Below are 22109 nucleotides of genomic sequence, written 5' to 3' on the forward strand. Positions count from 1 at the left end.
GTGCTCAGGCTGCCGGCGGCTCGGCGGTGGTCTGAGGGAACAGCCATGCCCTGGACATGGTCGACTCACCACTATTTTCGGGTCAGTCCCGCTCTGGGGCAGTCATGAACTCAACACATGGCTGCCCGAGAGCGGGACTCGCGGCTTTGGGGGGGGTGGTCCGGTGAACAGGGGTGACTAGCGGGGCCGATATTCGGACCGCGTTCGTCGTGTCGAGCGGCACGCTTGTCGCGACCGGGACGTTTCCGGCTCGATACAGAGCTATCCTCGGTGCAGAAACTTTGCTACCCCGATAGCACCGGGAGTGTGGTTGAGCCAAGACGTCGAACCCGGGGCATCGCCACAGCCGGTGGCCGCTCGGCCACCCTCGGCGACGCGTAGGGTACGCGCGCGCCTGGCCCGCCGCATCACCGCCCAGCGCGCCGCGCCGGTCAAGCAGGTGCTGGAGCCGCTGGCCGCGGTGCACCGCGAACTGCACCCCAAGGCCGACCTGGGCCTGTTGCAGTTCGCCTACGACGTCGCCGAGGAGAAGCACCGCAGTCAGCGGCGCAAGTCCGGCGACCCGTACATCACCCACCCGCTCGCGGTCGCCACCATCCTGGCCGAGCTGGGCATGGACACCACCACGCTGGTCGCCGCCCTGCTGCACGACACGGTGGAGGACACCGACTACTCGCTGGAGTTGCTCAGCGAGGACTTCGGCGACGAGGTGGCCCACCTGGTCGACGGCGTCACCAAGCTGGACAAGGTGAAGCTGGGCGCGGCGGCCGAGGCCGAGACCATCCGCAAGATGGTCATCGCCATGGCCCGCGACCCCCGCGTGCTGGTCATCAAGCTGGCCGACCGGCTGCACAACATGCGCACTATGCGCTTCCTGCCGCCGGAGAAGCAGGCCCGCAAGGCCCGCGAGACGCTGGAGGTGCTGGCCCCGCTGGCCCACCGGCTGGGCATGGCCACCGTCAAGTGGGAGCTGGAGGACCTGGCCTTCGCCATCCTGCAGCCCAAGAAGTACGACGAGATCGTGCGCCTGGTGGCCAACCGCGCGCCGTCCCGCGACACCTACCTGCGCAAGGTCGTCGACGAGCTGAACAGCCAGCTGGAGTCCTCGCGCATCGGCGCCAAGGTCGAGGGCCGGCCCAAGCACTACTACTCGATCAACCAGAAGATGATCGTCCGGGGCCGCGACTTCGACGACATCCACGACCTGGTCGGCGTGCGCATCATGGTCGACGACGTGCGCGACTGCTACGCCGCCATGGGCGTGGTGCACGCGCTGTGGCAGCCCATGCCCGGCCGGTTCAAGGACTACATCGCCCAGCCCCGGTTCGGCGTCTACCAGTCGCTGCACACCACCGTGATCGGGCCGGACGGCAAGCCGCTCGAGGTGCAGATCCGCACCCACGACATGCACCGCACCGCCGAGTACGGCATCGCCGCGCACTGGCGGTACAAGGAGACCAAGGGCACGCACAACGGCCGTGGCGTCGAGGTCGACGAGATGGCCTGGATGCGCCAGCTGCTGGACTGGCAGCGGGAGGCCGCCGACCCGGGCGAGTTCCTGGAGGCCCTGCGCTACGACCTGGCCGCCCGCGAGATCTTCGTGTTCACGCCCAAGGGCGACGTGGAGACGCTGCCGGCCGGCTCGACCCCGGTCGACTTCGCCTACGCCGTGCACACCGAGGTCGGCAACCGCTGCATCGGCGCGCGGGTGAACGGCCGGCTGGTGGCGCTGGAGCGCAAGCTGGAGAACGGCGAGGTCGTCGAGATCTTCACCTCGAAGGCCGAGGGCGCCGGTCCCAGCCGGGACTGGCTGGCCTTCGCCGCCTCGCCGCGGGCCCGGGCCAAGATCAAGCAGTGGTTCGCCAAGGAGCGCCGCGAAGAGGCGATCGAGAACGGCAAGGAGACGATCGCCAAGGAGGTGCGCCGGGTCGGGCTGCCGATCCAGCGGCTGGTCACCGCCGACTCGATGGGCGCGGTGGCCCGTGAGCTGCGGCTGGCCGACGTCAGCGCCCTGTACCGGGCCGTCGGCGAGGGGCAGGTCTCCGGCCGGCACCTCGTGCAGCGGCTGGTGGCGCTGCTCGGCGGCGTCGACCACGCCGAGGAGGAGCTGGCCGAGCGGTCCACGCCGTCCACGGCCGTGCGGCGGCGCGCGCCCGGCGACCCGGGCGTGGTCGTCAAGGACGCCAGCGACGTGTGGGTGAAGCTGGCCCGCTGCTGCACCCCGGTGCCCGGCGACGACATCCTGGGCTTCGTCACCCGCGGCGGCGGTGTGTCCGTGCACCGCACCGACTGCACCAACGCCAGCGAGCTGCTCGACTCGCCGGAGCGGCTGGTCGACGTGGAGTGGGCGCCCAACTCGTCCTCGCTGTTCCTGGTGGCCATCCAGGTCGAGGCGCTGGACCGGCACCGCCTGCTGTCCGACATCACCAAGGTGCTGGCCGACGAGAAGGTCAACATCCTGTCGGCCTCGGTGACCACGTCCAAGGACCGGGTGGCGGTGAGCCGCTTCTCGTTCGAGATGGGCGACCCCAAGCACCTCGGCCACGTGCTCAAGGTGGTCCGCAGCGTGGAGGGCGTCTACGACGTCTACCGCGTGACCTCGGCGTCGTAGCAGGGCACACAAAAAGGGCCCCGCCGGGAGGCGGGGCCCTTTTTCACGTCCGACTCAGGCCGCGACCTGGGACTTGGTGATGGTCACCTTCTTGTTGGGGTGACCGCCGCCGGCGCTGCTGTCGTAGGCGCCGTCGTCACCGGCCTTGGCGATGTCGTCGATCACCTTCAGCCCGGCGTCGGAGATGGTGCCGAAGACGGTGTAGCTCGGCTGGAGCTGCGCGTCGCCGTAGACCAGGAAGAACTGGCTGCCGTTGGTGTTCGGGCCCGAGTTGGCCATGGCCAGGTAGCCGCGGCCGTAGGTGAGCGAGGGCCACACCTCGTCGTCGAACTTGTAACCGGGGCCGCCGGTGCCGTCGCCCTTGGGGTCGCCGCACTGGAGCATCTGCAGGCCGGAGGTGCTCAGCCGGTGGCAGCTGGTGTTGTCGTAGTAGCCCTGGCCGGACAGGCTCACGAAGCTGTTCACCGCGCACGGCGCGAGCGCTCGGTCCAGCGTCAGCGGGATGTCGCCGTCGTTGGTCTTCAGCGTCACCGACACGGTGCCCTGGGTGGAGATGCCCGAGCCGTTGGGCAGGTTGTTGGCCTTGGCGGCGTCGCCGTCCTTGGTGTACTTGCAGTCCACCGTGGGGGCCAGCGGCGTGGGCCGCTTGGGTGCGGCGGCCAGCGCCGTCGGGATGGTGATCGGCGGCTTCGACGTCGAGGTCGGCGCGTCCGAGGACGGCGACGCCGCGGTCGACGAGCCGCTGCCGGCGTTGGCGACGGCGAACCAGATGCCACCCGCGACCAGTAGGACCACGACGGTGGTCACGGAGATGCTGGTGACGCGGCGGCGCCGGGCCCGCTGAGCTCGACGAACGAGCTGCCGCTCCAACTTCCGCTTCGCGGCCTCGCGGCGCTGTTCGTTGCTCGGCACCTGCGCTCTCCCCATGGTAGTGACGACAAGACTGCCGCGAGTGTAGGACGACGGGGTGTGACCGCTGTGTGGTGGTCCCCAACCGGTAGGCTTGGCCGGTCGTTCCGCGCCCAGATGGAGGTTCGCCCGTGCTCGTCGTCGGGTTCCCGACCGGCGCCCTCCAGGCCAACTGCTACCTGCTCGCGGCCGGTGAGGGCGAGGCCTGCGTCGTCGTCGACCCCGGCCAGGACGCGGTCGAGCCGATCATGGAGGCGGTGCGCAAGCACCGGCTGTCGCCGGTCGCCGTGCTGCTCACGCACGGTCATTTCGATCATTCCTTCTCGGTCACGCCGGTGTGCGACGGCAATGACGTGCCGGCCTGGATCCACCCTGCCGACCGCGCCATGCTGTCCGACCCGCTCAAGGGCGTGAGCGCCGAGACGGCCGCGTTCTTCGGCGGACGCCTGGAGATGCGCGAGCCGTCCGAGGTCCGCGAGCTGGCCGACGGCGTCACCCTGGACCTGGCCGGCCTGCAACTGCTGGTGGACCACACCCCGGGCCACACCGGCGGCTCGGTGATGTTCCGCGCCGGCACCGAGGAGGGCGGCCGCCTGGTGCTGTCGGGCGACACCCTGTTCGCCGGCTCGATCGGCCGCACCGACCTGCCCGGCGGCGACCACTCGGCGATGCTGGACTCGTTGCGGGACAAGGTGTTGACCCTGCCCGACGACACCGTGGTGCTGCCCGGCCACGGCGGCTCCTCCACCATCGGACGCGAGCGCGCCGGCAACCCGTTCCTGCTGGGCCTCGACGACCGTCCCTCCGCGCCGCGACGGGGGATGTGAGGCGTGCCCGAGCGCATCCCGCTTGACCTGCTGGACGTGGCGGTGGTGCGCAAGCGCGCCCGCTACGTCGTGGTCGCGGCCCTCGTGCTGGGCCTGGTCATCGGCGAGTTGGTGGCCCTGCTCGGCGGCTTCCTCGCCGGCGGCATCGCCGCCCTCGTGGTCGCCATCCCGCTGATCGTGCTGGCCGTCGTGGAGGCCCGCCGACGGGTGTGGCTGGAGAGCCCCAAGGTCTCCGTGCGGGCGCTGGGCACCCGGACCGTGGACCTGCACGGCCTGACCAACCTGGACCTGATGGTCACCGACGTGCGCGGCAACCGCACCATCGGCATGCTGATCAGCGGCGCGCCCAAGGGCCGCACCATCAACATCGCCCTGGCCACGTACAGCGCGGTCGGCGGGCGCGAACTGGGCATCCTGGCGCTGCGGCGGCTGGCCGACGGCCTGTCCGGCGCCGGCGACCCCGGCCCGCTGGTGTTCGCCGAGCTGCTCGTGGCCCAGCTGCGGGCCGAGGCCCGCGGCGAGGACATGCCTGGTCGGCCGCTATATCAGTTGGCCTCCGCGGTGCCGGGCGGCAAGCTGGCACAACGCATCCAGACCGACGCCGTGACCCGTTTCGTGGCCACGCTCGACTCGTAACCACTCGCTGAGGAAACCGACACCGTGAAGATGGACAACAGCCCCGCCCGGGGCACCCGTGACCTGCTCCCGTCGGCCGTGGCCACCCGTGACCACGTGCTCGCGACGATCACGGACGTCTACCACCGGTTCGGCTACCAGCGGATCGAGACACCGGCGCTGGAGGACATCACCCGGCTCACCGGCGGGCAGGGTGGCGAGAACGAGAAGCTGCTGTTCCAGGTGCTGCGGCGCGGCCTGCCGGCCACCGTGGAGGCGGAGACGCCGCTGTCCGAGCTGATCGACCTCGGGCTGCGCTTCGACCTGACGGTGCCGCTTACCCGGTTCTACGGCAACAACCAGGCCACGCTGCCGCAGCCGTTCCGGTCCTTCCAGTTCGGGCCGGTGTGGCGGGCCGAGCGGCCGGCCAAGGGCCGCTACCGGCAGTTCTACCAGTGCGACATCGACATGATCGGCGAGGCGTCGGTGCTGGCCGAGGTGGAGCTGATCGAGGCCACCGCGCAGGCGCTGGCCGCCGTCGGCCTGAGCGGCACCACCGTGCGGCTGGCCGACCGGCGGTACCTGTCCGCGCTGGCCGCCGTCGTCGGCCTGGACGAGTCGGCCTGGTCCACGTTCTTCATCGGCCTGGACAAGCTCGACAAGATCGGCTGGGACGGCGTGCGGGCTGAGCTCACCGGGCGCGGCCTGCCCGGCGAGGCCGTGGACGCCGCCCGCGAGCGGATCGAGGCGCTCACCGGCCTGGCGGCCGACAAGGTCGCCGACTCCCTGTCCGACGTCATCCCGGCGCTGGCCGAGGACGTCGTCGCCGACCTGGGCACCGTCGCCGGCTGCCTGGACGAGATGCCCGGGCTCACCTGGGAGTTCGACCCGACCCTGGTGCGCGGCATGGGCTACTACACCGGGCAGATCTTCGAGGTCGGCCACCCGTCGGTCAGCTACTCGCTGGCCGGCGGCGGGCGCTACGACAAGCTGATCGGCCGCTCGCTGGGCAAGGACGTGCCGGCCTGCGGCTTCTCCATCGGCTTCGAGCGCATCGTCGACATGCTCGGCGACCTGCCCCGCGAGGACAGCGTGGCCGTGCTGTTCGAGTCGGACGTCCCGCTGGCCAAGGTGTTCGGCGTGGCCCGCGAGGTGCGGGCCGGCGGCCGCAACGCCGCCGTGCAGCCGCGCTCCGGCAAGTTCGGGGCGCAGCTGGGCCGGCTGGAGGCGGCCGGCTTCACGTCGCTGATCCACCTCAAGGCCGACACCGAGCAGGCCGAGGAACGCCCGCTCGGCAAGTGATCTAGCGCCGGTCCTCGGCCTCGGGCTGGTACGGCCGGTTCCGCAGCTCGGGCGGGGCCGACGGGTGGCCGCCCGGCAGTTCGGGCGGTGGCGGCAGCCGTCGGGCCTGCCCCGGCGGCGGCTGCTGGCGGTCCGGCGGGGGAGGGAGCTGCCCTCGGCGCGGCGCCACCTGCGTGTGCTGCTCGGGCGCTTGCTGCCGGTGCGGTTGTTGCTCGGGCGACTGCTGGCGGGGCGGTTGCGGCCGGCGGAGGGCTTGTGTCGGCTGGTGTTGCTCAGCCCCGGGTGGGTTCTGGATACGCGGGCGGACGCCCTCGAAGCGTTCGGTGGGCATGTCGTCCGGGTTGACACGCTTGCGCCGCACCGGCTGTTCCGGTTCCTCCGCCTTGGCCTTCGAGGGCTGCGGTTCCGGGACCTCGGGCTCGGCGACCGTCGGCTCGTCGACCGTCTCCTGCATGGCGATCTTCGCCGCCAGGAAGGTGGTGATCGGCACGGAGGCCACCAACCCGATGCTGCCGACCAGGGTCCGCACGATCTCCTGAGCCACCGTCTCGGCGGTCAGCAGATCCGTGAGCCCGCGGCCGCTGGCCGCGTACGCCAGCAGCAGCGGCAGGCCCGCTCCGGCGTAGGCCATCACCAGCGTGTTGACCGAGGACGACATGTGGTCGCGGCCGATGCGCAGCCCGGCGGCGTACAGGTCGCGCCAGCCGAGTTTGGGGTTGGCCCGCCGCAGCTCCCACACGGCGCTGGTCTGCGTGACCGTGACGTCGTCGAGCACACCGACGGAGCCGATGACAATGCCGGCCAGCAGCAGGCCTCGGGCGTCGATCCCGTGCCCCAGCACGGAGATCAGGTTGGCGGTGTCCTCGTCCAGGCCGGTCAGGTTCGCCACCAAGGAGAACAGCCAGCCCAACACGCCGATCAGGCCGAGGCTGACCAGGGTCCCGACCACGGCGGTGGATGTTCGCGCCGACAGGCCGTGCGTCAGGTACAGCACGATGAACATGATCACCGCGGCGCCGACCACGCCGACCGACAACGGGTCCTTTCCGGCGGCCATCGCCGGCAGTACAAAAAGGACGATGACCACGAAGGTGAGAACCAGCGCGCCCAACGCCTTCAGGCCCTGCATCCGCCCCAGGATCAGCACCGCCGCCGCGAACAGCACACCCAGCAGTGCCAACGGGAAACCGCGCTGGAAGTCCTGGAGCTGGTAGGAGCCGGGGTCGTTGGGGTCGCCGCCGTTGTAGCCGAGCACGACCTTGTCGCCGACGGTGAAGCGCGGCGTCGACGGCTCGATCGGCATCGGCTCGGTGATGGTCTGCCGATTGTCCAGCTGCACCGTGACGGCCTCGCACTGCTTGGCCCCGCCGCCGTTTCCGGCGCCGCCACCGCAGTCGCTGGCCACCACCTTCGTGACGACGCCCTGCTCGGTGACCATCGCCCCGCCCGCGGGCGTGCTCGTTGTGTGCCCGCTCCACGGGAACAGCAGTGCCACGCCGACGATCGTCAGCGCGACCAACGGCAGCAGCAGGCCGATGACCAGCCTGCGCACCTTGGCCGACGCCGGGGCCGCCGGCTCGTGGCCGTGAGACCCGTGCCCGTGCCCGTGGCTCATCTCCACATCCTGACTGGTCCCCGTGCGGGGCCCGACTCGGGTGCGGTCTTTCATGTCGGGGCAGACTCCCGAACCACCTGTTCGGTTGCTCCGGACGCCGATCCGGTTGACGTCTGATCGAACATGTGTTCGACTGCTGGGGTGCGATGGGACGAGCAACGGGTGGACCGCGACGAACCTGCCCTGCTGGGCCTGTCCGGGTTGATCAGGTCGGTGCGCTCGCCGGAGTTCGCCGGCGTGGTCTTCCACGAGGTGCGGGCCAAGAGCGTGCTGAACAAGGTGCCCGGCGGATCGCCCATGCCGTTCGGCTGGACCGTCAACCCCTATCGCGGCTGCACCCATGCCTGCGTCTACTGCCTGGACGGGGAAACCCCGATCCTGCTGGCCGACGGCAGCACAAAAACGTTGGCCCGCTTGGAAGTCGGCGACGACATCGTCGGCACCCAGGCCGTCGGCGCGCAGCGGCGCTACGTGCGCACGAAGGTGTTGGCGCACTGGCGGACCACCAAGCGCGCCTACCGGATCACCCTGCACGACGGCACGGAGATCGTGGCCAGCGGGGACCACCGCTTCCTCGCCGCCGACGGCTGGCGGCACGTCACCGGCTCCATGCGTCCACATCTGACGGTCGGCGCGCGCCTTGTCGGCACGGGGATGTTCTCGTTACCGCCGGAGGAAACTGAGAGCTACCAACGGGGTTACCTCTGCGGCATGGTCCAGGGCGGTGGCACGCAAGGTTTCCGGGTCGCGCTGGCCGGCGCCGAGGGCATCGACCGCACCGAGCGCTACCTGTCCGAGCTCGGCACCTCGGCCGTGCCGGAGGAACTGCCGCTCGCTCCCGGCCTCGACTGGCACAAGGGCTTGCTGGCCGGCATCTTCGACGCCCGGGGCAGCGTTCGCGACGGCGTGACCCGGATCTTCACCCGCGACGCCCGGCTGCTGGACGCGATCTGCCTGGCGTTGAAGGAACTCGACTTCTCCCACCAGGTCAGCGAGGACCGCCGGGCCGTGATCCTGACCGCGGATCTGGGGGAGCGGCTGCGGTTCCGGCAGACCGTCGGCCCGGCGATGGCCGACCGCCTCGCCGTCGACGGCGAGCTCGCCCCGGCCGCGGACCTGATCGTCACGAACATCGAACGCCTGGAGACCCGGCAGCTCTACGACATCACCACCGGCACCGGCGACTTCATCGCCGACGGCGTCGTCAGCCACAACTGCTTCGCCCGCAACACGCACACGTATCTCGATCTGGACTCGGGCCACGACTTCGACAGCCAGGTCGTGGTCAAGGTCAACGCCGCGGAACTGTTGCGGGCCAAGCTCTCCTCGCCGCGCTGGACCCGTGAGCACGTCGCCATGGGCACCAACACCGACCCGTACCAGCGGGCCGAGGGCCGCTACCGGTTGATGCCCGGCATCATCCGGGCGCTGGCCGACACCGGCACCCCGTTCTCGATCCTCACCAAGGGCACCACGCTGTCCCGGGACATCCCGCTGCTGGCCGAGGCGGCCAAGCGGGTGCCGGTCGGGCTGGGCGTGTCGATCGCCTTGCTGGACAAGGAGATCCACCGCACCCTGGAGCCCGGCACGCCCACCCCGCAGGCCCGGCTGGAGCTGGTCCGCCGGATCACCGACGCCGGGCTGCCGTGCGGCGTGTTCATCGCGCCCGTGCTGCCCGGGCTCACCGATTCGGAGCAGCAGCTGGACGATCTGCTCGGCGCGATCGCCGAGGCCGGGGCCACCGGCGTGAGCACGCTGGCCCTGCATCTGCGGCCGGGTGCGAAAGAATGGTTTGCGCAGTGGCTGAAACGGGAACACCCGTCATTGCTCCCCGGCTACCGCCAGCTCTACGGCAACGAGAGCTACGCGGACCGTCGTTACCGGAACCGGCTCGCGGCCCGGGTGGAACCGTTGGTGCGCAAGCACGGCCTCGCGCCGAAGGTCATGAGGAACGAGCCGTCCGGCGTGCCCGGCGACCAGGACGCGACCTGGCCGGCCGGGGCGCTGCCGGTCGACGCGGTGGCCCCTGTCCACCGCGTCGACCAGGAGCAGTTGACCCTGTTGTGACTACGACCCCGCTGTGACTAGGGCTTGCGGCCGATGCCGCCGACGATGCAGTACTGCACCGGGTCCATCGGCTTGATCTGCGGGCCGTCCGGCCACCAGCGCACGCACTCCACCACGCCCGGCTCCACCATCTCCAGACCCGGGAACATGCCCTCGATCTGGGCCCGGGTGCGGAACACGCCGCTGCCCATGGGGCTGTGCACGAACATGTCCTCCATGCGGCGGGCCAGTTCGTTGTACTCCTCGGTCTGCGGGTCGTAGAAGTGGCTCAGCCCCACATACGAACCCGACGGCAGCGCGTCGATGTAGGTCTGCATGATCTCCTGCGCCCGGTCACCGGTGTAGTGGTGCATGGTGCCCATGTGGAACAGGGCCAGCGGCTCGTTGAAGTCGATGTGCTTGCGCACCACCTCGTCCTGCAGCACCTGCTCCGGCTCGAAGATGTCGGCCGCGCTGAAGTGGGTCTGCTCGTTCTCCTCCAGCAGCGCGCGACCGTGCGCGATCACCACCGGGTCGTTGTCCACGTAGACGACCTTGGAGTCGGGGTTGAGCCGCTGCGCCACCTGGTGGGTGTTCTCCGCCGTGGGCAGGCCCGACCCGCAGTCCAGGTACTGGGTGATGTTGGTCTGGCTGGCGATGAACCGGGTCGCGCGGATCAGGAAGTTCCGGTTGTCGATGGCCAGCAGCGCGGCCTCCGGGGCGACCGACTTCACCCGCCGGAACACCTCCCGGTCGACCTCGTAGTTGTCCTTCCCGTTCAGGAAGGCGTCGTAGACGCGGGCAATGCTGGCCTTGGTCGTGTCGATGTGAACTGGGGCTTTGGGAGTGGGCATCTCCGCCTCGCAGACCGTCAGGGTGGTTCCGACAACCGAGCGAGTAAGCCTATTGGTGCGCCACCACTGCGGTAAACGGCGGTGCGCTGTCGGGCTCGGCCCGCCTCGGTGTACGTTGAGTAGTCGGGTTCGCCGGCAAAAGGCCCTGATGGAAGCACCTGGAGCGGGGCCGGGCAGCCGGGGCGACCCGGCTGTCGAGGGCGTGAGGGAGGAGCCGGAATGGGCGCGATTGACCCCACCAATTCATCCGAAAGTGGTAATGGCCGCTCGGTTGAACACGGTGCAGGGCCGACCGCGCGGCGGATCGTGCTCGGCTCGCAGCTGCGTCGGCTGCGCGAGGCGGCGGAGATCACCCGGGCCGACGCCGGCTACGCCATCCGCGGCTCCGAGTCCAAGATCAGCCGTCTTGAGCTCGGCCGCGTCAGCTTCAAGGAGCGCGACGTCGCCGATCTGCTCTCGCTGTACGGGGTGGACGATCCCGGCGAGCGCGAGGTCTTCCTCGACATGGTCAAGCGGTCCAACGAGCCCGGCTGGTGGCACCGCTTCACCGACCTGATGCCCGACTGGTTCCAGGACTACGTCGGCCTGGAGGAGTCCGCGGCCCGCATCCAGACCTACGAGTCCCAGTTCGTGCCCGGACTGCTGCAGACCGAGGACTACGCGCGGGCCATCGCCACCCGCGGCCGGCCCGAGTCGGCCAGCGACGTCGTCGAGCGCCGCGTGCGGCTGCGCATGAAGCGGCAGGAGCTGCTGACCAGATCCAACGCGCCTCGGCTGTGGGCCGTGCTCGACGAGTCGGTGCTGCACCGGCCCATCGGCGGCAAGGAAGTGATGCGGGCCCAGCTCAAGCGGCTGATCGAGTTCACCAAGCGGCCCAACATCACCATTCAGGTGGTTCCGTTCGATCTGAGCGGGTACGCGGCCGAGGGTTCGTTCACAATGCTGCGGTTCGCCGAGCCCGAGCTGCCCAACCTGGTCTACATCGAGCACCTGACCGGCGCCCTGTATCTGGACAAGCGGCAGGAGATCGAGCAGTACAGCCGGGTCGTCGACCGGCTCATGGTCGACGCCGAGACGCCCGAGCGCAGCCGGCGTTCCCTGGGCGAAGTCATGGACGCCCTTTAGCCCTCCCGCGGAAGATCACCCCACCGGCCCAACTTCGGTGTCGCGCAGATGCACGTGCATGTGGTCGTGCTAGTGTGACGCAGCGCTCAGATGCACGTGCAGCTGCAAGCCCGAATGCAGGTCTGGAGGCTGGGGAGCATGGCCGACGTACACGCCGCGCGCCCCATGGGGGCCGCTGTTCGGTGCACGAGCGTGTTCAGCTGCTACCCGGCTGGCCCGACCGTCGCCGCGGCCGCCCCCGGAGAATGGCGAATTCGATGACTCCCACCACAGAGGCTCCGAGCTCAACCGACCTGCGCCTGGCCGAGCTGGTCACCCGCGGGTTCCGCTTCATGCACCCCCGCAATCCCGACGGCCATGTCGTCGCCGTCATCGGTGTGCGGGCCCACCACAACGTCATCGACGTCGTGTGGCTGCGCGGCGAGGACGACGTCGTCGCCACCCGCATGCCCGGCGACGAGACGAACTTCCTCACCCCCACCCGCATCACCTGGCGCTCCGCCGGCCCCGCCGGCGAGGTCCTGGCCGAACTCCTCAGCCTCCCCGACGACCGCACCCCCGGCACGGTCCTGCTGCGCCACGCCGTCGCTTCCTGAGCGGTCCGGCCCGGCCCGACTACCATCGCCGGATGACCGCGGTGCGCCGGATCAAGATCATCGCCACCGGCCTCGCGCTCGTCCTGCTCGCCGTCGAACTCTGGTACGGGGCTCCGGCCCTGGCCTCGGCGCTCGGCCACCTCCGGACGCCGAACTGGTCATTGCTCGGCCTCGCGGTGCTCGCCGATCTGGGCTCGATGAGCCTGTTCGCCCGCATGCAACGCCGCCTGCTGCGCGCTGCCGGGACGCTCGTCCCGATCCAGCGCGCGGTCGCCCTCGCCTATGCCGCCCACTCCCTGAGCGTCACCTTGCCGGGTGGTCCTGTCTTCTCCACCGCGTTCAACTTCTCCCAGATGCGGCGATTCGGGGCGACGTCGGCGGTGGCGTCCTGGGCGGTCGCGGTCAGCGGCCTGCTGTCCACCGGAACGCTGATTCTCATCGGCGCGGTCGGCGGGGTGCTGACCCGCGGCGGCCACGGCTGGCTCGCGCTGGCCGGCGACGTGGTCGTGGCGATCGGCCTCGCCGTCTGCCTGCGCACCTTCGTGCAGCACCCGAACTGGCTGCTGTGGCTGTGCGGCAAGGTGTTGACCGGTTTCGCCCGGCTCACCGGGCGGTCCGCGGAGCGAGGCACGCGCCTGGTCAGCGGCGCCGTCGAGCAGCTGTCGGTGATCCGGATGTCCACCCGGGACCTGCGGGTGGCGATGGGCTTCGCCGCCGGGAACTGGCTGCTGGACGCCGTGTGCTTCGGCCTGTGCTGCCTCGCCGCCGGCGCGCAGGGCCTGTCGGTCGCGCAGATCTTCGTGGCGTACACGGCCGGTATGGCCGCGGCCAGCGTGCCGCTGGTGCCCGGTGGCCTCGGCGTCGTGGACGGGGCGCTGACACTGGGTCTGGTGGCCGGCGGCACGCCGATCGACGACGCCGTCGCCGGGGTGATCCTGTACCGGCTGATCAGCCTGGTGCTGGTGATTGGCGTCGGCTGGGTGCTGTGGGCCCTGCTCCGCCGACCGCGCGAAGCGCTGTCCGAGATCGCCGAGTGATCGATCCGGTGTTGTCAGGGGCGCCTGGGGTTCGGGTCCGATGGACAACGATGACGCGGCCGACTTCGTCAGCGAAGTCGGCCGATTGGACGGGGCTGACCGAACAGCGGCCGTGCGGGCCGCGCTGACGGCCGCCGTCGCTGAGGACGACTATCTGGACGCCGACATCGGCTCGGTCGCGGTCGCCGCGGCCGCCCTCGTCGCCGGCGGCGAGTACGACGGCCTGGGTGAACTCGCCGAGCAGGCGTTGGTTCGCGTGCTCGGCGACGACTCCGAGTTGGCTCAGCTCTGGGCGGAACGGGCGGACGACAACCCGTGGCCGGCGGAGATCGCCGAGCTGCGTCAGGCGCTCAGCTCCTGAAGCCGGCGGGTCAGGAAGGCCCGCTCCGTCGTGTTCTCCGTGAGGCCGATGGCCCGGCGGTAGGCATCGGCCGCCTCGTGCCCGCGGTTCAGGCGCCGCAGCAGGTCCGCCCGCACGAGGTGGAACACGTGGTACGACGGCAGTTCCAGGTCGTCGACCAGGTCCAAAGCCGTCTCGGGTCCGGACACCTCGGCGACCGCCACGGCCCGGTGCAGGGCGACAACGGGCGTGGGCGTGAAGTGCAGGAGCTGGTCGTACAGCTGGACGATCTGGCCCCAGTCGGTCGGGGGATCGCTGTGCACGGCGTTGATCGCGGCCTGGATCTGGTACGGACCGGGCCGCCGCCAGCGCAGGCACCGGCGCACGATGGCCTGCCCCTCGGCGACGAGCCGGGCGTCCCATCGGTTGCGATCCTGATCGGCCAGCAGCACGAGGTCGCCGGACGGTGTGGTGCGGGCGTCGCGGCGGGAGTGCACGAGCAGCATCAGCGCCAGCAGACCCCAAGCCTCGGGCTCGTCGGGCATCAGCTCGGTCAGCACCCGGGTCAGCCGGATCGCCTCCGCGCACAGGTCGTCCCGTACGAGCTCCGCGCCCGAGCTCGCGGTGTGTCCCTCGGTGAAGATCAGGTACAGCACCGCGAGCACGGCCCGCAGCCGGTCGGGGAGGTCGGCGTCGCGCGGCACCCGGTAGGGGATGCCGGCGTCGCGGATCTTCGCCTTCGCGCGGACGATCCGTTGCGCCATGGTCTTTTCCGGCACCAGGAACGCCCGCGCGATGGCCGGTGTGGCCAGACCGCCCAGCAGCCGCAGGGTCAGCGCCACCCGCGTGGACGGGGCCAGTGCCGGATGGCAGCAGGTGAAGATCAGCCGCAGCCGCTCGTCCCGCACCGGCCCCTCCTCCACGAAGTCGTTGGCGTGCACCAGCGCCGCTTGGGCGTGACGGTCCTGCCGGGACGACTCCCGGCGCAGCCGGTCGATCGCCGCGTGCCGGGCCGTCGTGATGATCCAGCCCGCCGGGCTCGGTGGCGTGCCGGTCTCCGGCCACTTCCGCACCGCCGTCGCGAAGGCCTCCTGCACGGCCTCCTCCGCCACGTCGATGTCGCCGAACACCCGGACCAGGACCGCGACCGCCCGCCCGTACTCCGCCGCGAACACGCCCTCGACACTCACTGGAACGGTCGGACCTCGATCGGCAACGTCGTCGCCGCGGCCAGCTTGCGTCCCCACTCCAGCGCCGCGTCCAGGTCCGTCGCCCGCACGATGGTGAAGCCGCCCAGGTGTTCCTTGCCCTCCACGTACGGGCCGTCGGTCATGCCGACGTCGCCGTCGGTCACCCGCACCACGGTCGCGGTGTCCGGCGGGAACAGCCCGCCATCGAACACCCACGCCTCGGCCGCCCGCATCTCCTCCTTCAGGGACGCCACGGCCGTCATGATCGGCCCCAGCACCTCGGGGCCGGGCGTCGGGCCGTCCGGCTGGTACACGCTGAGCAGGTAGTTCTTCATGGTGAGCGCCTCCTTGAGGTGGATTCTCACCCTCTGTACGAACGCACGGCGCCCCGATCGACACCGGCCGCGAAAATCACGCCTGCTGGGCCTGCGCGACGTTCGCCTGGTGGGGGCGGGCGAGCCAGTCCTGGTCGAGGCGCGGATCGACGGGGTCGGTTCCCTGCCGCAGGGCGTCGAGGTAGGTGCAGTCGGCGGCGAAGCGGGCGGCCACCTCGGGACCTGTGGCGACGGTGCCGTGGCCGGGGATCAGGACGTCGACCTGCTGGGCGGCCTCGCCGAGGAGTTCGAGGGAGGCGGTGTAGACGGCCAGCTGACCGGTGCGGCGCGGGTCGAACATCGGGATCAGGACGTCGGAGAGCATGTCGCCGGCGATGAGGACGCCACGGTCGGCCAGCAGGATGGCGGCGTGGCCGATGGCGTGGGCGCCGTGCTCGATGATCTCGCCCGGTATGGGTCCGCCGTCGGCGGGCAGCGGGGTGAGCAGGGCGACCAGGTCGAGCGGGACGCCGACCGTGCTCTCGGTGGCCATGGCCTGCGCCCGCTCACGGGCCTGAACGGCCAGCTGGGCGTTGGCGGCGGTGGCGTAGCGCGGAACGTCGCCGAAGCGGGAATGCCAGAGCAGGTGGTCCCAGTGCGGATGGGTGGAGAACCCGGCGACCACGGGCAGTCCGAGCCCGTCGATGTCGTCGGCGAGCTGGTCGAGGTCGGCGCCGGAGATGCCGGGGTCGACCAGGACCACTCCGTCGTCCCCGCGCACCACGGTGGCGTTGCTCTGCACCCACTCGCTCTGCCGCACCCAGACGCCGTCGGCTACCTCGTTCAGCATTGCTGCACTCTGCCAGGAGGCCGGGGCCGAGGCGAACCGCCACTAACAATCAGTCTTGACTGTTTGTTAGTTGGAGGCCACACTCGCAGCCATGGCACCGGAGCTGACGCGGCAGCGGCAGGCCGACCGGAGCAGGGAGACCAGGCGCAAGCTGATGGAGGCGACGGTCGACTGCCTGGTGGAGCACGGCTGGTCGGGCACGACGACGACGCAGGTGGCGGAGCGGGCGGGCGTCTCAAGGGGAGCGCAGCTGCACCACTTCCGCACACGCAACGAGTTGGTGACGGCAGCGGTGGAGTACGTGGGCCACGAGAGCGCGGAACAGCTGCTGCGGGAGTCGGAGCGCGTGACGACGGCACAGGACCGCACCCGCGCGGTCGTGGAGCTGGTGGTGGACTTCTTCGCCAGCCCGATGTTCACGGCGGCGCTGGAGCTGTGGGTGGCGGCACGGACGGACCCGGAGCTGAAGCCGGTGGTGGTGGAGCTGGAAGCCCGCCTCGGACGGCAGTGCCACCGGCTGACGGTGGAGCTGCTGGCGGCCGACGAGAAGCAGCCTGGGGTCCGCGAGACGGTCCAGGCGACGTTGGACCTGGCCCGCGGCCTGGCGCTGGCCAACCAGCTGACGGATGATTCGCGCCGCCGGGCCAGGATCGTCCGGCAGTGGGCGTCGATGCTCGATGACGTGGTGAACACACAGGAGCAGTCATGACGGACATCTCCGCCCTGTTGGCGGATCTGGTGGCGGAGAGCGCGAGCGTCGACACGCTGGTGGCCGAGCTGCCCAAGGACGCCTGGGCGACGCCGACGCCGGCGCCGGGCTGGACAATCGCGCACCAGGTGGCGCACCTGGCCTGGACGGACCGGCAGGCGGCGATGGCGGCCACCGACGAAGGGGCCTTCGCCGACTCGCTGAAGCAGGCGACGGCCAACCCGACCACTTACGTCGACCGGGCGACCGAGGCGTGGTCGCAACAGGATCCGGCGGAGCTGCTCGACGAGTGGCGGCAGGGCCGGAAAGACCTGGCGCAAGCGCTTGCCGGTGTCCCGAGTGGACAGAAGCTGCCGTGGTTCGGGCCGCCGATGGCGTCGGCGTCGATGGCCACCGCGCGGATCATGGAGACCTGGGCCCACGGCCAGGACATCGCCGACACGCTCAAGGTCCGCCGCGAGCCGACGGGCCGTCTGCGGCACGTGGCGCACATCGGCGTGCGGGCGATGGGATTCGCCTTCCAGGTCAACGGCCTGCCCAAGCCGGCCGAGCCGGTCCGCTTCGAGCTGACCGGACCGGACGGCGAGCTCTGGACCTGGAACGACGAGGACGCCGACAACCGGATCACCGCGCCGGCACTCGACTTCTGCTTCCTGGTCACGCAGCGGCGGCACCTCGATGACCTCGACGTCACGGCGGTCGGCCCGGTGGCCGAGCAGTTCCTCCGCGTGGCGCAAGCGTTTGCCGGCCTTCCGGGGTCGGGGCGGAAGCCGGGGGAGTTCTTGTGACCTACCGCATTGGGAACGCCTCGGGCTTCTACGGGGACCGCTTCGACGCGGTCCGCGAGATGCTCGAAGGCGGCCCGCTGGACGTGCTCACCGGCGACTACCTGGCCGAGCTGACCATGCTGATCCTGGGCCGGGACCTGATGAAGGACCCGACCAAGGGCTACGCCAAGACCTTCCTGCGCCAACTCGAAGGCTCGCTGGGCACGGCCGTGGACCGGGGCGTGAAGATCGTCGCCAATGCCGGCGGCCTGAACCCGGCCGGCCTGGCGACGGCGATCCGCGAGCTGGCCGACCGCCTCGGCATCACGGTGTCGGTGGCGCATGTCGAAGGCGACGACGTGCGGTCGAAGTTCGACGGATTCCTCACGGCCAACGCCTATCTGGGCTGCTGGGGCATTGTCGAGGCGTTGAACGCGGGCGCCGACATCGTCGTCACGGGCCGGGTGACGGACGCGTCGCTGATCGTCGGCCCGGCGGCGGCGCACTACGGCTGGGCCCGCGACGACTGGGACGCCCTGGCCGGGGCCACGGTCGCCGGCCACGTGATCGAGTGCGGCGCCCAGGCCACCGGCGGCAACTTCGCGTTCTTCACGGAGATTCCCGACCTGCTGCACGCCGGCTTCCCGATCGCCGAGATCGCCGCCGACGGCTCGTCGGTGATCACCAAGCACGCCGGCACCGGCGGCGCGGTCACCACGGAAACCGTGACGGCCCAGCTGCTCTACGAGATCGGCGGCCCGAACTACCTCGGCCCGGACGTGGTCAGCCGGTTCGACACGATCACCCTGACCCAGGACGGCCCCGACCGGGTGGGCATCACCGGCGTCCGGGGCACCCCGCCGCCGCCGGACGCCAAGGTGTGCCTGAACAAGCTCGGCGGCTTCCGCAACTCCATGACGTTCGTCCTGTGTGGACTGGATGTCGAGGCCAAGGCGGACCTGGTGAAACGCCAGCTGACCGAGCGCATCGGCGCGGACGGTGTGACGTGGAGCCTCGGCACCGTCGCGCACGACGACCCGCCGACCGAGGAATCCGCCAGTGCGCTGCTCCACGTGACGATCAAGGACGCTGACGGCAAGCGATCGGGACGAGCGTTCTCGCAGGCCGCGGTCGAGTTGGCACTGGCCTCCTACCCGGGCTTCCACGTCACCGCGCCGCCCGGAGACGCCACCCCCTTCGGCGTGTTCTCGGCGGCTTTCCTCCCGCAGCAAGCGATTGCCCACACGGTCGTGTTGCCCGACGGGCGGCGTGTCGAGGTGACACCGCCGGCGACGACCGCACCCGTCGAGCCGGCAGCCAGCGTCGAACCGGACGGCGAACCTGGTGCCACGGCCCGGTTCCGCATCGGCGAACGGTTCGGGGCCCGCTCCGGCGACAAGGGCGGCGACGCCAACCTCGGCGTCTGGGCCCGCACCGACGAGGACTACGCCTGGCTGGCCCGGACCCTGAGTTCCGCGCGGCTCAAGGAGCTGCTGCCGGAGCTCAAGGACCTGAGTGTGCAGCGGTATCCGCTGCCCAATCTGCGGGCGGTCAACTTCGTGGTCCGCGGCCTGCTCGGCGAGGGCGTCGCGGCCAGCACCCGGTTCGACCCCCAGGCAAAGGCGCTGGGGGAGTGGCTCCGATCGGTCGAGGTGAGTGTGTGAGTCCCTGGGAGACTCCGGAACGACGGCAGTTGCGCGACACCGTGCGCGCGTTCGTCGAGCGCGAGGTCCGGTCCAACATGGACCAGTGGGAGCGTGACGGCGAGCTGCCGAGGTCGTTGCACCGCAAGGCCGCCGCGGTCGGTCTGCTCGGTGTCGGCTTCGATGAGAAGATCGGCGGCAGCGGCGGCGACCTGCTCGACACGGTGGTGGTGACCGAGGAGCTGATCCAGGCCGGCGGCTCGTCCGGCCTGATCGCCGGGCTGCTCACGCACGGCATCGCCATCCCGCACATCGTCGCGGCCGGCGACCCTGACCACATCGAGCGCTTCGTCCGGCCGGCGCTGGCCGGCGAGAAGATCGGCTCGCTGGCCGTCACCGAGCCCGACGGCGGGTCGGATGTCGCTTCGTTGCGCACCAGGGCGGTCCGCGACGGCGACCACTACATCGTCAACGGCAGCAAGATGTTCATCACCTCCGGCACCCGCGCCGACTTCGTCACCACCGCGGTGCGCACCGGCGAGCCGGGCTACCAGGGCGTGAGCCTGCTGGTGATCGAACGCGGCACGCCCGGCTTCACCGCCAGCCGCAAGCTGGAGAAGATGGGCTGGCACTGCTCCGACACCGCCGAGCTGTCCTTTTCGGACGCCCGTGTGCCGGCGACCAACCTGGTCGGACCGTGCAACGGTGGCTTTCCGCAGCTGATGCAACAGTTCCAGGTGGAGCGGCTGTCGCTGGCAGTGCAGGCCTACGCCACCGCGCAGCGCGCCCTCGACCTGACCGTGGACTACGTCCGTAACCGCGTCACCTTCGACCGGCCGCTGATCAGCCGCCAGGTGGTGCGGCACAAGCTGGTGGAGATGACCCAGCGCACGGCGCTGGCCCGCACCTACACCCGCGAGGTCGCGGTCAAGGTAGCTGCCGGCGAAGAGGTCATCGCCGAGGTCTCCATGGCCAAGAACGCCAGCACCGACGCCTGCGACTTCGTCGTGAACGAGGCCGTGCAGCTGCACGGCGGCGCGGGCTACCTGCGGGAGTCCGAAGTGGAACGACACTACCGGGACGCGCGCATCCTCAGTATCGGCGGCGGCGCCCGCGAGGTGATGGCCGAGCTGGCCGCGCGCAGGATGGGATTTGCCTGATGACCGCACTGAAGTCCACTGTGGACGCGAACAGCGTTGAGCACAAGGAGAACCGTGAGGCGCTGCTGGACAAGCTGGCCGCGCTGGACGCCGAGCACGCCAAGGCGCTGGCCGGCGGCGGTCCGAAGTACGTGGAGCGGCACCGCAAGCGGGGCAAGCTGCTGGCCCGCGAGCGCATCGAGCTGGTCGTAGACCAGGACGCGCCGTTCCTGGAGTTCTCCGCGCTGGCCGCGTGGGGCAGCGACTACCAGGTCGGGGCCAGCGTGGTCACCGGCATCGGTGTGGTCGAGGGCGTCGAGTGCCTGATCGTGGCCAGCGACCCGACCGTGCGCGGCGGCGCGAGCAACCCGTGGACGCTACGCAAAACGTTGCGGGCCAACGACATTGCCGTGGCCAACCGGCTGCCGGTGATCAGCCTGGTCGAGTCCGGCGGCGCCGACCTGCCCAGCCAGGCCGAGATCTTCATTCCCGGCGGCCAGATGTTCCGCGACCTGACCCGGCTGTCGGCGGCCGGCATTCCCACCGTCACGGCGGTGTTCGGCAACGCCACCGCCGGCGGCGCGTACGTGCCGGGCATGTCCGACTTCGTGATCATGATCAAGGAGCGCTCCAAGGTCTTCCTCGGCGGCCCGCCGCTGGTCAAGATGGCCACCGGCGAGGAGGCCGAGGACGAGGCGCTGGGCGGCGCGGACATGCACGGCCGCGTTTCCGGGCTCGCGGATTACGTGGCCACGGACGAGGTCGACGCGATCCGCAACATCCGTCGTGTGGTCGCCCGCCTGAACTGGCGCAAGCGTGGGCCGGAGCCGCGGGCGAACGTGCTCGAACCTCGTTACGACGCCGAGGAACTGCTCGGGCTGGTGCCGACGGACCTGCGGATTCCCTTCGATCCCAGGGAAGTCATCGCCCGTATCGTCGACGACTCCGACTTCGACGAGTTCAAGCCGCGCTACGGCGACAGCCTGGTCACCGGCTGGGCCACCCTGCACGGCTATCCGATCGGCATCCTGGCCAACGCCCGCGGCGTGCTGTTCAGCGAAGAAGCACAGAAGGCGACGCAGTTCATCCAGCTCGCCAACCGCGCCGACACTCCGTTGCTGTTCCTGCAGAACACCACCGGCTACATGGTCGGCGCCTCCTACGAGCAGGCCGGCATCATCAAGCACGGCTCGATGATGATCAACGCTGTGTCCAACTCCAAGGTGCCGCACCTGACCGTGGTGATGGGCGCGTCCTACGGCGCCGGCAACTACGGCATGTGCGGCCGGGCCTACGCGCCGCGCTTCCTGTTCACCTGGCCCAACGCCAAGTCCGCGGTGATGGGGCCGGCGCAGCTGGCCGGCGTGCTGTCCATCGTGGCGCGGCAGGCCGCCGCCGCGAAGGGCCAGCCGTACAACGACGAGCACGACGCCGCCATGCGACAGATGGTCGAGGGGCAGATCGAGTCGCAGTCGCTGGCGGCGTTCCTGTCGGGCCGGCTCTACGACGACGGCGTGATCGACCCGCGCGACACCCGAACCGTGCTGGGCTTGTGCCTGTCCGCGGTGCACAGCAACGACGTGAAGGGCGCCGAGGGCTTCGGCGTCTTCCGGATGTGAG

At 70.6% G+C, this 22109-nt stretch carries 20 protein-coding genes; 14 read left to right on the top strand and 6 right to left on the bottom strand.

Going from position 1 to position 22109, the window contains the following annotated elements; translation table 11 throughout:
* Positions 1 to 310: 310 nt before the first annotated feature.
* Complete coding sequence (locus AB0M73_RS40590) at positions 311 to 2611, top strand: bifunctional (p)ppGpp synthetase/guanosine-3',5'-bis(diphosphate) 3'-pyrophosphohydrolase (RefSeq protein ID WP_043728913.1); 2301 nt, start codon at positions 311 to 313, stop codon at positions 2609 to 2611.
* 54 nt (positions 2612 to 2665) lie between these two features.
* Here the strand turns inward: AB0M73_RS40590 and AB0M73_RS40595 are convergent, their stop codons facing one another.
* Positions 2666 to 3523, bottom strand: a complete 858-nt coding sequence (locus tag AB0M73_RS40595; protein ID WP_363903177.1) for a peptidylprolyl isomerase — start codon at positions 3521 to 3523, stop codon at positions 2666 to 2668.
* A 128-nt stretch (positions 3524 to 3651) separates the two neighbouring features.
* Between AB0M73_RS40595 and AB0M73_RS40600 the strand changes: the two genes are divergently transcribed.
* The 3 genes from AB0M73_RS40600 to hisS are packed head-to-tail and all read left to right on the top strand — an operon-like array spanning position 3652 to position 6264.
* Positions 3652 to 4347 carry an MBL fold metallo-hydrolase gene (locus tag AB0M73_RS40600; RefSeq protein WP_363903180.1) on the top strand — a complete coding sequence of 232 codons (696 nt, stop codon included), beginning with the start codon at positions 3652 to 3654 and terminating at the stop codon, positions 4345 to 4347.
* Positions 4348 to 4350: 3 nt separating this feature from the next.
* Positions 4351 to 4983 carry a hypothetical protein gene (locus AB0M73_RS40605; RefSeq protein WP_363903183.1) on the top strand — a complete coding sequence of 211 codons (633 nt, stop codon included), beginning with the start codon at positions 4351 to 4353 and terminating at the stop codon, positions 4981 to 4983.
* Positions 4984 to 5013: 30 nt separating this feature from the next.
* The gene (gene hisS, locus AB0M73_RS40610; protein ID WP_363903295.1) at positions 5014 to 6264 is read left to right on the top strand and encodes a histidine--tRNA ligase; all 1251 of its coding nucleotides are present in this window, start codon (positions 5014 to 5016) and stop codon (positions 6262 to 6264) included.
* A gap of 1 nt (position 6265) precedes the next feature.
* Here hisS and AB0M73_RS40615 read toward each other — a convergent pair whose 3' ends face one another.
* The gene (locus tag AB0M73_RS40615; RefSeq protein WP_363903186.1) at positions 6266 to 7879 is read right to left on the bottom strand and encodes a YibE/F family protein; all 1614 of its coding nucleotides are present in this window, start codon (positions 7877 to 7879) and stop codon (positions 6266 to 6268) included.
* Positions 7880 to 8002: 123 nt separating this feature from the next.
* Here AB0M73_RS40615 and AB0M73_RS40620 point away from each other — a divergent pair, with 123 nt between their 5' ends.
* Positions 8003 to 9946 (top strand): intein-containing Rv2578c family radical SAM protein, encoded by a 1944-nt coding sequence (locus AB0M73_RS40620; protein ID WP_363903189.1) that lies wholly within the window; start codon positions 8003 to 8005, stop codon positions 9944 to 9946.
* 17 nt (positions 9947 to 9963) lie between these two features.
* On the opposite strand, the gene AB0M73_RS40625 is transcribed toward AB0M73_RS40620, so the two are convergent.
* The gene (locus AB0M73_RS40625; RefSeq protein WP_363903192.1) at positions 9964 to 10779 is read right to left on the bottom strand and encodes an SAM-dependent methyltransferase; all 816 of its coding nucleotides are present in this window, start codon (positions 10777 to 10779) and stop codon (positions 9964 to 9966) included.
* A gap of 306 nt (positions 10780 to 11085) precedes the next feature.
* Between AB0M73_RS40625 and AB0M73_RS40630 the strand changes: the two genes are divergently transcribed.
* The 4 genes from AB0M73_RS40630 (at position 11086) to AB0M73_RS40645 (ending at position 13898) form a co-directional block, all read left to right on the top strand.
* A complete protein-coding gene (locus AB0M73_RS40630; protein WP_232240745.1) occupies positions 11086 to 11904 on the top strand; it encodes a helix-turn-helix transcriptional regulator in 819 nt (272 codons plus the stop codon).
* A 257-nt stretch (positions 11905 to 12161) separates the two neighbouring features.
* Entirely contained in the window at positions 12162 to 12500 is a 339-nt protein-coding gene (locus AB0M73_RS40635; RefSeq protein ID WP_043728901.1) for a hypothetical protein, read from the top strand.
* Positions 12501 to 12532: 32 nt separating this feature from the next.
* A complete protein-coding gene (locus AB0M73_RS40640) occupies positions 12533 to 13537 on the top strand; it encodes a YbhN family protein (RefSeq protein WP_363903197.1) in 1005 nt (334 codons plus the stop codon).
* A complete protein-coding gene (locus AB0M73_RS40645) occupies positions 13467 to 13898 on the top strand; it encodes a DUF4259 domain-containing protein (RefSeq protein WP_363903200.1) in 432 nt (143 codons plus the stop codon). The genes AB0M73_RS40640 and AB0M73_RS40645 overlap by 71 nt, the downstream gene beginning before the upstream one ends.
* Here the strand turns inward: AB0M73_RS40645 and AB0M73_RS40650 are convergent.
* The 3 genes from AB0M73_RS40650 to AB0M73_RS40660 all read right to left on the bottom strand — a co-directional run bounded on the left by AB0M73_RS40650 (position 13880) and on the right by AB0M73_RS40660 (position 16231).
* Complete coding sequence (locus AB0M73_RS40650; RefSeq protein WP_363903202.1) at positions 13880 to 15067, bottom strand: RNA polymerase sigma factor; 1188 nt, start codon at positions 15065 to 15067, stop codon at positions 13880 to 13882. The two genes, AB0M73_RS40645 and AB0M73_RS40650, sit on opposite strands and share 19 nt — an antisense overlap.
* Positions 15064 to 15402 (bottom strand): YciI family protein, encoded by a 339-nt coding sequence (locus AB0M73_RS40655; protein ID WP_363903205.1) that lies wholly within the window; start codon positions 15400 to 15402, stop codon positions 15064 to 15066. Before AB0M73_RS40655 ends, AB0M73_RS40650 begins: the two co-directional genes overlap by 4 nt.
* 76 nt (positions 15403 to 15478) lie before the next feature.
* Positions 15479 to 16231 (bottom strand): MBL fold metallo-hydrolase, encoded by a 753-nt coding sequence (locus tag AB0M73_RS40660; RefSeq protein ID WP_363903209.1) that lies wholly within the window; start codon positions 16229 to 16231, stop codon positions 15479 to 15481.
* A 91-nt stretch (positions 16232 to 16322) separates the two neighbouring features.
* Between AB0M73_RS40660 and AB0M73_RS40665 the strand changes: the two genes are divergently transcribed.
* Genes AB0M73_RS40665 through AB0M73_RS40685 form a run of 5 tightly spaced genes read left to right on the top strand, consistent with a single transcriptional unit; the run spans position 16323 to position 22108 of the window.
* Entirely contained in the window at positions 16323 to 16940 is a 618-nt protein-coding gene (locus AB0M73_RS40665) for a TetR family transcriptional regulator (protein WP_363903212.1), read from the top strand.
* Positions 16937 to 17728, top strand: coding sequence for a TIGR03084 family metal-binding protein (locus AB0M73_RS40670; RefSeq protein WP_363903215.1), 792 nt, complete (start codon positions 16937 to 16939; stop codon positions 17726 to 17728). Before AB0M73_RS40665 ends, AB0M73_RS40670 begins: the two co-directional genes overlap by 4 nt.
* Positions 17725 to 19371, top strand: a complete 1647-nt coding sequence (locus AB0M73_RS40675) for an acyclic terpene utilization AtuA family protein (RefSeq protein ID WP_363903218.1) — start codon at positions 17725 to 17727, stop codon at positions 19369 to 19371. The genes AB0M73_RS40670 and AB0M73_RS40675 overlap by 4 nt, the downstream gene beginning before the upstream one ends.
* Entirely contained in the window at positions 19368 to 20510 is a 1143-nt protein-coding gene (locus tag AB0M73_RS40680; protein WP_363903221.1) for an acyl-CoA dehydrogenase family protein, read from the top strand. Before AB0M73_RS40675 ends, AB0M73_RS40680 begins: the two co-directional genes overlap by 4 nt.
* Positions 20510 to 22108, top strand: a complete 1599-nt coding sequence (locus AB0M73_RS40685; protein ID WP_363903224.1) for a carboxyl transferase domain-containing protein — start codon at positions 20510 to 20512, stop codon at positions 22106 to 22108. Before AB0M73_RS40680 ends, AB0M73_RS40685 begins: the two co-directional genes overlap by 1 nt.
* Position 22109: the final 1 nt, after the last annotated feature.

Origin of the sequence: Kutzneria sp. NPDC051319 (assembly GCF_040682195.1) — a bacterium.
In the GTDB taxonomy this organism is placed as follows: Bacteria; Actinomycetota; Actinomycetes; order Mycobacteriales; family Pseudonocardiaceae; genus Kutzneria.